General features: G+C 46.1%; 10 protein-coding genes and 2 tRNA genes. 10 read left to right on the top strand and 2 right to left on the bottom strand.

Going from position 1 to position 12,363, the window contains the following annotated elements; all coding sequences use genetic code 11:
* Window positions 1-2: 2 nt before the first annotated feature.
* From MDMS009_RS00620 to MDMS009_RS00605, 4 genes are all read left to right on the top strand, one after another.
* Window positions 3-1,220 (top strand): aspartate kinase, encoded by a 1,218-nt coding sequence (locus tag MDMS009_RS00620; protein ID WP_008290114.1) that lies wholly within the window; start codon window positions 3-5, stop codon window positions 1,218-1,220.
* Between the two features lie 243 nt (window positions 1,221-1,463).
* Window positions 1,464-1,649 (top strand): carbon storage regulator CsrA, encoded by a 186-nt coding sequence (csrA, locus tag MDMS009_RS00615; protein ID WP_008289966.1) that lies wholly within the window; start codon window positions 1,464-1,466, stop codon window positions 1,647-1,649.
* Between the two features lie 55 nt (window positions 1,650-1,704).
* A tRNA-Ser gene (locus MDMS009_RS00610) sits at window positions 1,705-1,794 on the top strand.
* Window positions 1,795-1,843: 49 nt separating this feature from the next.
* Window positions 1,844-1,920 (top strand) — tRNA-Arg (locus tag MDMS009_RS00605).
* 318 nt (window positions 1,921-2,238) lie between these two features.
* Here the strand turns inward: MDMS009_RS00605 and hisI are convergent.
* Complete coding sequence (hisI, locus tag MDMS009_RS00600) at window positions 2,239-2,643, bottom strand: phosphoribosyl-AMP cyclohydrolase (RefSeq protein WP_043887682.1); 405 nt, start codon at window positions 2,641-2,643, stop codon at window positions 2,239-2,241.
* Window positions 2,644-2,702: 59 nt separating this feature from the next.
* On the opposite strand from hisI, the gene MDMS009_RS00595 reads away from it, so the two are divergent.
* The 6 genes from MDMS009_RS00595 to MDMS009_RS00570 are packed head-to-tail and all read left to right on the top strand — an operon-like array spanning window position 2,703 to window position 9,220.
* On the top strand, window positions 2,703-3,143 hold the full coding sequence (locus MDMS009_RS00595) for a SufE family protein (protein ID WP_008290074.1): 441 nt from the start codon (window positions 2,703-2,705) through the stop codon (window positions 3,141-3,143).
* Window positions 3,140-4,279, top strand: coding sequence for an NAD(P)/FAD-dependent oxidoreductase (locus MDMS009_RS00590; protein ID WP_008290020.1), 1,140 nt, complete (start codon window positions 3,140-3,142; stop codon window positions 4,277-4,279). Before MDMS009_RS00595 ends, MDMS009_RS00590 begins: the two co-directional genes overlap by 4 nt.
* On the top strand, window positions 4,273-5,271 hold the full coding sequence (locus MDMS009_RS00585) for an arsenic resistance protein (RefSeq protein ID WP_008289951.1): 999 nt from the start codon (window positions 4,273-4,275) through the stop codon (window positions 5,269-5,271). The genes MDMS009_RS00590 and MDMS009_RS00585 overlap by 7 nt, the downstream gene beginning before the upstream one ends.
* Window positions 5,268-5,828, top strand: a complete 561-nt coding sequence (locus tag MDMS009_RS00580) for a gamma carbonic anhydrase family protein (RefSeq protein ID WP_008290058.1) — start codon at window positions 5,268-5,270, stop codon at window positions 5,826-5,828. The genes MDMS009_RS00585 and MDMS009_RS00580 overlap by 4 nt, the downstream gene beginning before the upstream one ends.
* Before the next feature lie 4 nt (window positions 5,829-5,832).
* Window positions 5,833-7,854 (top strand): threonine--tRNA ligase, encoded by a 2,022-nt coding sequence (gene thrS / locus MDMS009_RS00575; RefSeq protein WP_008289907.1) that lies wholly within the window; start codon window positions 5,833-5,835, stop codon window positions 7,852-7,854.
* On the top strand, window positions 7,847-9,220 hold the full coding sequence (locus MDMS009_RS00570) for a dihydroorotase (protein WP_008289930.1): 1,374 nt from the start codon (window positions 7,847-7,849) through the stop codon (window positions 9,218-9,220). The genes thrS and MDMS009_RS00570 overlap by 8 nt, the downstream gene beginning before the upstream one ends.
* Window positions 9,221-9,256: 36 nt before the next feature.
* Here the strand turns inward: MDMS009_RS00570 and ydiJ are convergent, their stop codons facing one another.
* Window positions 9,257-12,340, bottom strand: coding sequence for a D-2-hydroxyglutarate dehydrogenase YdiJ (ydiJ, locus tag MDMS009_RS00565; protein ID WP_237700440.1), 3,084 nt, complete (start codon window positions 12,338-12,340; stop codon window positions 9,257-9,259).
* Between the last annotated feature and the right edge of the window lie 23 nt (window positions 12,341-12,363).

Below are 12,363 nucleotides of genomic sequence, written 5' to 3'. Positions count from 1 at the left end.
GCATGTCTCTTATCGTACAAAAATACGGCGGTACGTCCGTAGGCTCAGTTGAGCGCATAAAAGAAGTTGCCAAAAAAGTCATTGATTTTCGCAATCAGGGGCACGATGTTGTTGTCGTTGTTTCGGCCATGAGTGGCGAAACCAACCGACTGATTGATTTGGCAAAACAACTCAACGATCGACCGCGTGGTCGCGAGTTAGATGTGCTTTTATCAACCGGTGAGCAAGTCACCATTGCATTACTGAGCATGACGCTACAACAAATGGGTATGGCGGCAACATCTTACACCGGTAGCCAGGTTCGTATCCTCACCGATAATGCACATAACAAAGCCCGTATCGTCGAGATTGATGACAAAAACATACGCGCCGATTTAAAACAGGGAAAAGTAGTCGTTGTCGCTGGGTTTCAGGGCTGTGATGATAATGGCAATATCACCACACTTGGACGTGGTGGCAGTGATACCACTGCTGTTGCGCTTGCCGCGGCACTCAACGCTGACGAATGCCAAATCTACACTGATGTCGATGGCGTTTACACCACCGACCCCCGCGTCGTGCCTGAAGCTCGACGTTTAGATCACATCACCTTCGAAGAAATGCTGGAAATGGCCAGCTTAGGTGCAAAAGTGTTGCAAATACGCTCTGTCGAATTTGCGAGTAAGTATAACGTGCCGTTAAGAGTACTCTCCTCCTTCACCGAGGGTGGCGGTACACTCATCGCGGCTGAGGACCCATTAATGGAACAAGCTCTTATTTCTGGTATTGCATTTAATCGCGATGAAGCCAAACTCACCATTCTAGGTGTACCGGATCATCCCGGTGTCGCGTCACAAATATTGGGCCCGATTGCGGCTGAAAATATCGAAGTCGATATGATCATTCAAAATACGGGGCATGACGCAACGACAGATTTTACCTTTACTGTGCATCGTAACGATTACCAATCAGCGCTAACCATATTGCAACAAACAGCTGATAAGCTTGGCGCACGTGAAGTCAATGGCGACGAACATATTGCAAAAATATCTGTGGTTGGAGTGGGTATGCGTTCGCACGCGGGCATTGCCAATAGCATGTTCACAGCACTTGCTGACGAAAATATCAACATCAGCATGATATCAACATCAGAAATCAAAATTTCTGTTGTCGTTGATGAGAAATACCTAGAACTGGGTGTGCGAGCGCTACACAAGGCTTTCAACCTCGAACAGGCCTAGGCGTATCAGCTTTAGTCACAGTTTTGTAATAATTTGTGTCGCGAACAACATAAGTTACTGATAAAATAGGCACAACAAGGGATATGTACAGCCATTCCTATTGTCAATGATAAAAGAGACAGCAAGATCTCTAAATAAACGTTACACCAAATAGAACAAGGCACGAGGCCTGTGTATCAGTGAAAGGAGTCTACATTTTCTCCTGGGACCTCTGCCTGATTTTGAGAGTAAAGGGGAAAAACAATGTTAATACTTACACGCCGAGTTGGCGAATCACTAATCATCGGTGACGATGTCGTTGTCAACGTCTTAGGCGTTAAAGGCAATCAAGTCAGAATCGGTGTTGACGCACCAAAAGATGTCACAGTTCACCGTGAAGAAATCTACGATCGCATTCAGGCTGAAAAAGATCACCCAAATGCCGGTTAATTTCATCTTATCACTAGCCAAATAAATATCATCTGATATACTAGGCGGCTTTGATGGAGAGCTGGCCGAGTGGCTGAAGGCGCGCCCCTGCTAAGGGCGTATAGGTTTACCCCTATCGAGGGTTCGAATCCCTCGCTCTCCGCCATAAAAGTTATTGCAGACAAGCTCAAATGTCAGTATAATTAACTGTTTTAGCGCCCGTAGCTCAGCTGGATAGAGTACCTGGCTACGAACCAGGCGGTCGCACGTTCGAATCGTGCCGGGCGCGCCAAAAAACAAATAAATTAAGCAGTTATCGTTAAGTCGATAACTGCTTTTTTTATGTCTGACATCTTGTTCTGCACAAGTTGCTATATAACGCAGAGTCATCTTAACCCTCTTAGCTCTTGTAATATATAAATTAGCGTCCATTTAAGATAGACCAACACCACCATTTACATGATAGCTACTATTTCGATTCTGGCAGCTACCCATCTCCCCCCCCCTTGCCACACATTTAGTTTGGGCACTTGACCAGACTAAAATCGCGAGCGGTCTAATTTCTTTTGTCTCGTGTGTTAAACCGCAAGCATCCTTATCCTCTCGGCCTCTATATAACCGGTTCGCTTATGACAACCACTCTGTCATCTTGAATCTCGTTATAAAAACAATTTTTCCTTCCCGTATGGCACGCCCCCCCTACCTGATCTACCAATAGAAGCACTGCATCACCATCACAATCCAGGCGGAGGGTCTTAAGCTGTTGATAATGTCCAGATGTCTCTCCTTTACGCCACAAGCTCTTTCTTGACCTCGACCAGTAACACACACTTCTCGTTTGTATCGTTTCAACTAAAGCATCTCTATTCATCCACGCCAGCATCAACACTTCTCCAGTGTCATATTGCTGTGCGATGGCATTGATCAACCCCTGATGATTCCACGGCAAGCTATCTAGCACCTTCGTCAAATTGAGCGAATCGCCGATAACACCTTCTTCTAGTCTTTTAATCATGGTTTTACTTTTTTTAAAATGATATGATATATCATATACTATTTAATAATAATTTGGATATGACATCTGACTCCGCTCAACAGATACAGCTAAAAATTGTTCAGGATTTTCAAGTTTTAGGAAATTGGCAGCAACGATATGCCTACCTAATTGATATGGGCAAAGCATTAATGAAGCACGGAAAACATTTGCGACTAGACAAGTATCGCCTTCATGGTTGTCAGGCCAGTGTCTGGCTCAAAAGTAGTTATGACAATCAAACAGTGGTCTTTACCGGAACCAGTGACTCGATCATCGTCGCCGGTATGATGGCTTTGTTATTCAAAGTGTATTCCGGACAAAAAGCCAGTGACATTCCCGCCATTTCCCCTACTTTTCTAACTGATACCGGCTTACTAGACAACCTGTCGTCACAACGCGCTACTGGTTTGCAGCTCATGTTGGAACAAATGCAGGAGATTGCAATGCGGCTTGAGCATAAACAAAGAGAAAGTCGATGAGTACCTCTTGCGAAAACTATGATGTCGTTATCGTCGGTGCCGGCGCAGCTGGACTAGGTATGGCGTTAACACTACAAAAACTACCTGGCTTGTCCTTTACCGTACTTGAAGCGGGTGATGTCGGTGAATCATTTCGTCGCTGGCCTAAGCAAACCCGTTTTATCACACCATCCTTTTACAGTAATCCCTATGGGCTAGCTGACTTAAATGCGATAAGTGAATTCAGCTCTCCAGCAGTTTATTGCCAGACAGAGCATCCCACAGGCCAGCAGTATGCCGAGTACCTTAACAAGGTCGCTCAGCATTTTTCAGTACCGATTCAGACGCAATGCCAAGTTATAGACGTCAGTAAAAACACGCCTCATGGCTTTTGTTTGCAGACACCAAACGGAGCCATTTATACGCAATATTTAATCTGGGCAACGGGTGAGTTCCAATTTCCCGATTTAAGCCCTTTCCCTGGTGCTGAGCATTGTCTTCATTATGCCCAGGTGAGTGACTGGCAGGACTTCCAAAGCGACAGCTATGTTGTTATCGGTGGATATGAAAGTGGTGTTGATGCCAGTGTGAACCTGGTTGAGCAGGGTCACCATGTTCATCTGCTTGTGGAGCAAACAGACTGGGAAAACACTCACACTCTCGACCCCAGTCTCACTCTATCTCCTTACAGTCTGGATAGAGTCCAACAGGCATTGCGAACTCAGGCTCTCACCATCCATTTCGGTGTACATGTAAAGGCTGTTACCGCACCTGAAGACAATGTTTTTTCCATTCATGCCAGTGATGGTCGTGTCTGGCAGAGCCAGTCGACACCGATCTTAGCGACGGGTTTTCTTGGCGGGGGTGGAGCTCAACAAATACAGGCGCTTTGGGAGTGGGGAGAAGATCATCTTCCGCTGCTTAGTGAGGCAGATGAGTCCACACGCACGCCGGGTTTATTTTTAATTGGACCGCAGGTAAACCATGAATCGCAACTATTTTGTTTTATCTATAAATTCCGACAACGATTTAGTCATATCGCCAGCCTCCTCGCTCTGTGTCTGTCGTTGGATGACAGTAGCTTAGAAATAGACTCAGGTTCTGGTAACTGGGGTCCTTTCGGTAATACCGAATGTTGTGGAGATTGTGAATGTTAAAAACCCTTACAGCTACTTCTAATAATGGTCTGGGGTTAACCGCTGCGTTACTGATCGCCAGTATAGGCATCGGCACCTTAGCTGGATATACCACACCGACCATGGCTAACTGGTTAAATAGCTACACAGATATCACGCTGTTTGTTTTGATTAGCTGCCTATTTATCAGTGTACGCTTTGATGGTCTAAAAAAAATTCACAGAAAGCTCTCACTCGTGCTCATTGCGTTGGTAGCAAACTTTATCATTGTGCCTTTAATCGGCTATAGCATCGCCTATTTCTTACTCGATAGTTATCCATTGTTCATGGTCGGGCTGATGATTTATTTCATGTCTCCCTGCACAGACTGGTTTCTGGGCTTTACCCGGATTTGTCATGGTGATGCCTTGCTCGGCTCGGCGCTGCTTCCCATAAACATGCTGGTTCAGCTACTTCTTTATCCTTTTTATGTGTACTTGTTTTCACACAATGTGGTTGAACTCGGGAGCGATGTAATCTGGACCAACCTGCAACACTGGTTCATGGCACCACTGGTAGTTGCTGTATTAGTCAGAGTAGCGCTTCACTTCATACTGACTCCCGAAAGGTCGGTACTTTTGTCTGACAAAATCAATCACTGTATTCCGTTGATAATATCCTTACTAATAATGCAAATTTTCGCCGGTAATATTGATGTACTGCTTGCACACGCATACATCGTTCCCTGGCTTCTTTTATCTGTCCTCTGTTTTTTTGTCAGCACCTTTTTTCTCAGTGAATTGCTCAGTAAAGGGTTGGGACTGGTCTACGCCGAACGCGTATTACTAACCATGACTATCGCCGCACGCAACGCACCGTTGATGCTGGCTATCACCATGGCTGCCCTACCCAATCAGCCACTCATTTATGCTGCGATCATTATCGGCATGCTGTTGGAATTTCCACATCTCACTGCACTCAGTCATTTATTACTTCGTTCCCAAACATCCACCTCAGAGAAAACAGTTACATGATAAGAAAAAACCCAAGAGGCGATTTACCTCAAGTTCATCCCGGTGCTTTTATTGACCCGACAGCGGTCATATGTGGCTACGTGATCATTGAAGATAATGTATTTATTGGTCCCTATGCCGTTATCCGTGCAGATGAAATTGACAGTGAAGGCCATATTGAACCCATTATTATCGGCGCCCATTCCAATATTCAGGATGGCGTTGTTATTCATTCAAAATCCGGGGCCAAAGTCACCATTGGGCGGCATACATCGATTGCTCACCGGGCAATCGTGCATGGCCCCTGTGAAATCGGTGATGGTGTATTTGTTGGGTTTAACAGCGTGTTGTTTAACTGCACATTGAGTGATGGCTGTGTTGTCCGTTACAACGCGGTCGTCGATGGTTGTCACTTACCACCGCGCTTTTATGTGCCGTCTACTGAGCGAATTGGTCCCGACACTGATTTAAGTCAGTTCCCAGAAGTTTCCAGTGATGCCAGCTCATTTTCGGAAGATGTCGCGAGAACCAATAACGACTTAGTTCAAGGTTATAAAAATATTCAAAATGAGTTTTAATAAGATGATTACTGCCAACTCTAGTACAAATACAGCCATTAAAATCAGGCTTCCAGATGGTAGTCAGCGTACATTCGACAGACCAGTCTCAATTCAGGGAATTGCCAAATCCATCGGTGAAGGTCTAGCTAGATCAACCATTGCAGGCAAAATAAACGGCGAACTACATGATGCCTGCACCATGATTCATCATGATGCCGATGTCACTATCATCACGCCCAAAGACCCTGAGGGCATCGAAATCATCCGCCACTCTACCGCGCACTTATTCGGTCATGCCGTCAAACAACTATTTCCGGCAACCAGAATGGTGATTGGACCGGTAATCGAAGATGGTTTTTACTATGATATTGACAGCGAACACCGTTTCACACCGGACGATCTGGCGAGCATACAACAGCGAATGGAGACATTGGCTAACACCGCTTACGATGTAGTACTTAAAAAGACACCAAAAGCTGATGCCAGAGCTTTATTTGAAGCTCGAGGCGAGACTTATAAAGTCCGTCTTATTGACGAGATGGATGATGACGTGAAAAACGTCGGGCTTTACTATCACCAAGAGTATGTTGACATGTGTCGTGGCCCCCACGTGCCCAACATGGCTTTCTGTAAAGCATTTAGTTTAACCAAATTAGCCGGCGCTTATTGGCGCGGTGATGCCAACAATGAAATGCTACAACGCATTTATGGCACTGCTTGGTCTGATAAAAAAGCCCTGAAAGCTTATTTACACCAAATGGAAGAAGCAGAAAAACGAGACCATCGCCGTTTGGGGAAACAACTGGATTTATTTCACTTTCAAGAAGAGGCACCTGGCTCGGTCTTCTGGCACCACAAAGGTTGGCAAATTTTACAGGAGCTGATTGCTTACCTTCGTCGCCGTCAGCAGCAGGAAGGCTATATTGAGGTTAACTCCCCCGATGTAATGGATAGAAGTCTGTGGGAAACCTCCGGTCACTGGCAAAATTATCGGGACCATATGTTTACCACTGAAACCGCTGATGGTCGTTTTTTTGCCCTAAAGCCAATGAACTGTCCCGGCAGTGTTCTTCTTTATCGCCAAAATCTCACCAGTTACCGTGATTTACCGATACGAATGAGCGAGTTTGGCAAAGTCCATCGTTACGAACCCTCCGGTACTTTGCATGGGTTATTACGAGTCCGGCATTTTACCCAAGATGACGCGCATATCTATTGCACACAATCTCAGATGCAAGATGAGTGCATGAGTGCGATTCGTTTCATTTTGGATGTCTATGACCAGTTGGGTTTCCACGATATCAAAATCAAACTCTCAACCCGTCCCGAACACCGTATTGGTACTGATGAAACCTGGGATCTGCTTGAAGAAACCTTAATTGAGTCCCTTAATGAGTTAAAGCTTGATTACCAGACTAACCCCGGCGAGGGTGCGTTTTACGGCCCCAAACTCGAGTTTGTTTTGCAAGATGCCATCAAACGTGATTGGCAGTGTGGCACCTTACAAGTGGATATGAACCTGCCTGAACGCTTTGATCTGGACTATGTGGATAACAATGGTCTGAAACAGCGTCCGGTTATGCTTCACCGTGCCCTGTTCGGTTCACTGGAACGTTTTATTGGCATTTTGCTGGAACACTACGAGGGCAAATTACCCGTTTGGCTGATGCCTATTCAATTGGTTATTTGTGCTATCAGTGATGCAAATGCCACCTATGTTGAACAACTCGCAACCGTACTTCGCTATCACGGCTTACGCGTTAGCACTGATACCCGTTCAGAAAAAATAGGCTACAAAATACGCCAGCATACATTGCAACGTATCCCTTATATCGCCGTTGCCGGTGATAAGGAGCAAGCGTCTAATACGCTCTCCATTCGTCAACAAAATGGCGACACAATGGGCTCATTATCCATCAAGGAAACCATCAACACTCTCTCTGAGGCTGCACAAAAACCAGATGAAGCCAGCTATTACAACCTGATGCAAAGTACTTTGAACCACTTGTTATCTTCAGCTACTGTCGATCTAAATAATGCGTGACTCCACCACACCAGCACAACATGCCGACCTGTTAATCACGGGTGGCACAGTGATAACACCATCAGGGGCGGAGGTAATCGATATTGCCTGTCATAATGGCCGCATTATCGCTCTGGGTCGGTTAGCCAATAGTTGGTCAGCCGATTCCGTAATCTCTGCATCCGGCTTACACATACTTCCGGGGGTAATGGATACTCAGGTTCACTTTCGTGAGCCTGGTTTGACTCATAAAGAAACCATTGAAGCTGGTACCCGCGGCGCAGTATTAGGGGGTATTACAAGTGTTTTCGAAATGCCTAACACTCACCCCCTAACTCTCACTGAAGATGATCTGAAAGCTAAACTGGATATTGCTACTCAGACTGCCTGGTGTGATTTTGCTTTTTACATGGGCGGCTCAGCAGTCAATGCCGAACAACTAGCCCAGCTTGAGCGGTTGCCGGGTTGCTCTGGTGTCAAGGTGTTTATGGGAAGTTCGTTTGGTGATTTGCTTGCCGATGATGAGACAGTGTTAAAACGTATTCTATCCTCCGGACGACGTCGTGTTGCCATTCATGCCGAAGACGAACAACGCCTGACACAGCGCCTCCACATTGCCGAATCCGGGCAGGGTGTTGTTATGCACCCGGTCTGGCGTGATGTCGAGAGCGCTTTACTTGCCACTCAACGGATTATCACCCTATCTCAGCAGACCGGGCGTCCTCTGCATTTGCTGCATATCAGCACAGAAGAAGAAATGGCGCTACTTGCTCAGCATAAAGATCACGTTAGTGTGGAAGTTACACCACATCATCTAACGCTGTCTGCACCAGAGTGTTATGAACGCCTTGGAACACTGGCGCAAATGAACCCTCCGGTCAGGGAGTCTCGTCATCAGCAAGCCTTGTGGCAAGCTATCAATAACGGCATTGTCGATGTAATAGGCAGTGATCACGCTCCTCATACACTGGCAGAAAAGTCACAGACCTACCCACAATCACCTAGTGGCATGACTGGTGTACAGACATTACTGCCAATAATGTTGAATCATGTTCACGCGGGTCGACTAAGTCTGCAACGGTTGGTTGATTTAACAAGTGCAGGACCTGCACGCTTGTTCAACCTTCGAGATAAAGGTCGTATCGCTGTAGGCTATGATGCCGATTTTTCTGTCGTTGATCTGAATGCGGTACGCACGATAAATAATCAGTGGATTGCAAGCCAGGCCGGCTGGACACCCTACGATGGTGTTGTTGTTACAGGCTGGCCTATTCATACCATTATCCGCGGCAATATCGTTGTCAGGGATGAAGCCTTGTCAGATATAAAACCCACTTCACGACCGATTCGTTTTCAGGACAGCAATGACGTGACAGCTGCTCCTTGAAGAAAATGCCAAGATCACTGATAAGCTCTCTTGCTTTCAACGCTGTTTGTTTTGCGTTTTAACCGATTCAAGAAGCACCTGAATGGGGTGTCTTAGACGTCGTTGTTTCAAACGCTTCACTTGTGTTTGGCAGGAGTAGCCGGTGGCAAGAATCTCGTGCTCATCCTCAGCCGCAATTCGCTTCTCCCATGATTGCTGAAAGATGGTTCGCGAGGTTTCAAGATTGCGAAGCTCATGACCGTATGTGCCTGACATACCACAACAGCCGACCTCGGGCATACTTAAAGCCATGCCCCTACGCTTGAATAAGGTTGGCCAAATCGCTGCACTCGTGGGTGCATTGGTTTTTTCAGTGCAATGCAGTAGTAATTGATAATGTGTCACTGCCTGTGTGTCGACAGACTCAGGTAAATTTTCCAGCAACCATTCTTGCGGTAATAGAACCTCAGGCACCACAGCAATATCAGAAACAGCCTTATACTCCTGACGATAGACGAGTGTCATCGCCGGGTCCAGCCCGACAAAGGGAATATTCAATTGAGCTAATGTATTCAGCTCCGCTACATTTTTGCGAGCTGTACTGGCAAAGGCATGTCTGAAACCTTGTACATGCAATGGTTTGCCATTTGGCTGATACTTTGCCAGCCAAATAGTAAAGCCCAGGCTGGTTATTAACTCTATCCAGTCGTTTAGTAAGCTGGTGTCAAAAAAACGGGTAAAGCAATCCTGAACCAAAATGACACTGCGTTTTCTCTGCTCATCCGACAGTTGGCCCATCACTTTGCTATTAGCCATTTTCACATTGAACTGCTTTAGCACTGAACGAAACTGTGGATGGGAATCATCAAATAGGGGTGAATCCACCATACCCAGACCTTTGGCGATATAACGTCTGGACCAGCGATGCTGCATGATAGCGTTATACACAGCAGACAATTTCGCCAGGTAAGGCATGCTGAACTCAAGCGATGCAATCAAATAATCCCTAACAGGCCGATGGTAGCGCTGGTGATATAACTGTAAAAAACGAGAACGTAAATCCGGAATATTGACCTTTACCGGACATTGTCCAACGCAGGATTTACAGGCTAGGCACCCCGACATGGCGTCGTATACTTCATGGTTAAAGTTATCGTTATAACGTCGTTTTTTACCTACAAAGCGCAATACTTTATGCCAGTTACCAGCTTTAGTATCCTGCTGCTCTAAAGCAAGCAGGTTACGACCCTGCCCTTGCTGAAGTCGTATCCATTCTCGCATCGCAGAAGCCCGTCCTTTAGGCGAGTGCACACGTTGACGGGTGGCTTTCCAGGATGGGCACATGGCGTCATTCAAATCATAGTTATAGCAAGCGCCATTGCCGTTGCAGTGCATGGCAGCGCCATAGCTTTGCCAAGTGGCAACGGGGATCTGACGGTCAAATTCTCCACGTAATGGCACCTGATCAATTTTCAGCAATTCAGTCGCTGAAAGACCTGTTGGCGTGGCTATTTTACCGGGGTTTAATTGATTGTCAGGATCAAACAATGCTTTGACTTGCTGAATAACCGGATACAAAGAACCGAAAAACTGAGGCACATACTCAGAACGTAACCCTTTTCCATGTTCCCCCCACAATAAGCCACCATAGCGTGACACCAGTTCAACAGCAGCATCGGTGATCGGACGAATCAAGGCAGACTGAGCCGGATCTTTCATATCCAGCATCGGGCGCACATGCAAAACACCGGCATCGACATGACCAAACATGCCATAGTCGAGATGGTGACTGTCAAGTAATGCTCTTAACTCAGAGATAAATGCAGCAAGGTTTTCCGGCGGCACTGCCATGTCTTCTATGAATGGTTGTGGGCGCGCTTCTCCATCAGTATTTCCTAACAGTCCCACTGCTTTTTTACGCATTTCATAAACACGCTTTACCGCCGCTTCGCCTCTGGCCAGCGTATATCCGATACGCTTGTCATTGTCATGTGTGATCGCAGCCAGAAACTGACTGACTTCGGTTTCGACATGCTCAGCGCTTTCACCACTGAATTCAATCAGGTTTATGCCTTGTACTAAGGTATCTCCAGCAGGGAAAAACTCAACGACACGCTCCCAGACACTATCCTTCTGAGCTAACTGAAGCACTTTTGAATCGATAGTCTCAATGGATAAAGGTTGATGATTGATCAGGCGTTTTGCATCATCCAGGGCGCCCATAAAACTCGCATAACGCATGTTCACCAGCATGGTGTATTGCGGAATCGGCAGCAGATTTAATTTCGCTTCTACGACAAAGCCCAGTGTACCTTCCGAACCACAGATAATGTTATTAAGATTGAATTTCCCAGCATCACTCAAGTGGGCCAGGTCGTAGCCGGTGAGACATCGGTTCAGTTCTGGAAAAGTCGTTTTAATAGCTGCTTCGTTAGCATGATACAACTCATACAAAGAACGATATAAATCGCCTTCCTTATCTGTCTTTTGTGATAACTGTTGTGCGTTTTTTAATGAGACAGGCTGACTATGCAGGCAGTCGCCTCCAACGAGTACTGTGTCTAGTTCAAGGACATGATCGCGTGTTTTGCCGTAAACACAGCTCCCCTGACCACTTGCATCGGTGTTAATCATGCCACCAATCGTCGCGCGGTTGGACGTTGACAGCTCGGGAGAGAAAAACAAACCGTAGGGTTTCAAAAAAGCATTCAATTGATCTTTGACAACACCTGCCTGAACTCGCACCCAGCGTTCTGAGACGTTGATTTCAATAATTTCATTCATGTGTCGTGAGAGGTCGACGACAATGCTATTCGTCAGAGATTGACCATTGGTGCCGGTACCACCGCCTCTCGCCGCTATAACAACCTCTCTATAAGCATCCTGCCCCAGTAGCTTTCCAATTAACCGCATATCAACGACAGACCTTGGAAAGACTGCTGCCTGAGGAATTCGCTGATAAATGGAGTTATCCGTTGCCAGTACGGTTCGTGTGGCATAGTCCGTTTGAATCTCTCCCTGAAAACCTTGCGCTGATAAAGCATTCAGAAATTGTTGTTGCAGCGGTTCAATCGCATGCATGGCTGTCAGGCTAGAAATCGTCATAATTGATGAATAATGCTCACAATAATTGATAGGCACTTATAATAATCTACTAAAATAAG

It is taken from the genome of Methylophaga thiooxydans DMS010, from assembly GCF_000156355.1.
Lineage (GTDB): Bacteria > Pseudomonadota > Gammaproteobacteria > Nitrosococcales > Methylophagaceae > Methylophaga > Methylophaga thiooxydans.
This window is presented reverse-complemented; position numbering and strand designations above follow the sequence as displayed.

Excerpts from the sequence above, each read along its gene's own strand:
- MDMS009_RS00595 (WP_008290074.1), top strand. The coding sequence starts at position 2,703 with ATGACATCTGACTCCGCTCAACAGATACAGCTAAAAATTGTTCAGGAT.
- MDMS009_RS00590 (WP_008290020.1), top strand. The coding sequence starts at position 3,140 with ATGAGTACCTCTTGCGAAAACTATGATGTCGTTATCGTCGGTGCCGGC.
- MDMS009_RS00580 (WP_008290058.1), top strand. The coding sequence starts at position 5,268 with ATGATAAGAAAAAACCCAAGAGGCGATTTACCTCAAGTTCATCCCGGT.
- csrA (WP_008289966.1), top strand. The coding sequence starts at position 1,464 with ATGTTAATACTTACACGCCGAGTTGGCGAATCACTAATCATCGGTGAC.
- hisI (WP_043887682.1), bottom strand. The coding sequence starts at position 2,643 with ATGATTAAAAGACTAGAAGAAGGTGTTATCGGCGATTCGCTCAATTTG.
- MDMS009_RS00585 (WP_008289951.1), top strand. The coding sequence starts at position 4,273 with ATGTTAAAAACCCTTACAGCTACTTCTAATAATGGTCTGGGGTTAACC.
- MDMS009_RS00570 (WP_008289930.1), top strand. The coding sequence starts at position 7,847 with ATGCGTGACTCCACCACACCAGCACAACATGCCGACCTGTTAATCACG.
- thrS (WP_008289907.1), top strand. The coding sequence starts at position 5,833 with ATGATTACTGCCAACTCTAGTACAAATACAGCCATTAAAATCAGGCTT.
- MDMS009_RS00620 (WP_008290114.1), top strand. The coding sequence starts at position 3 with ATGTCTCTTATCGTACAAAAATACGGCGGTACGTCCGTAGGCTCAGTT.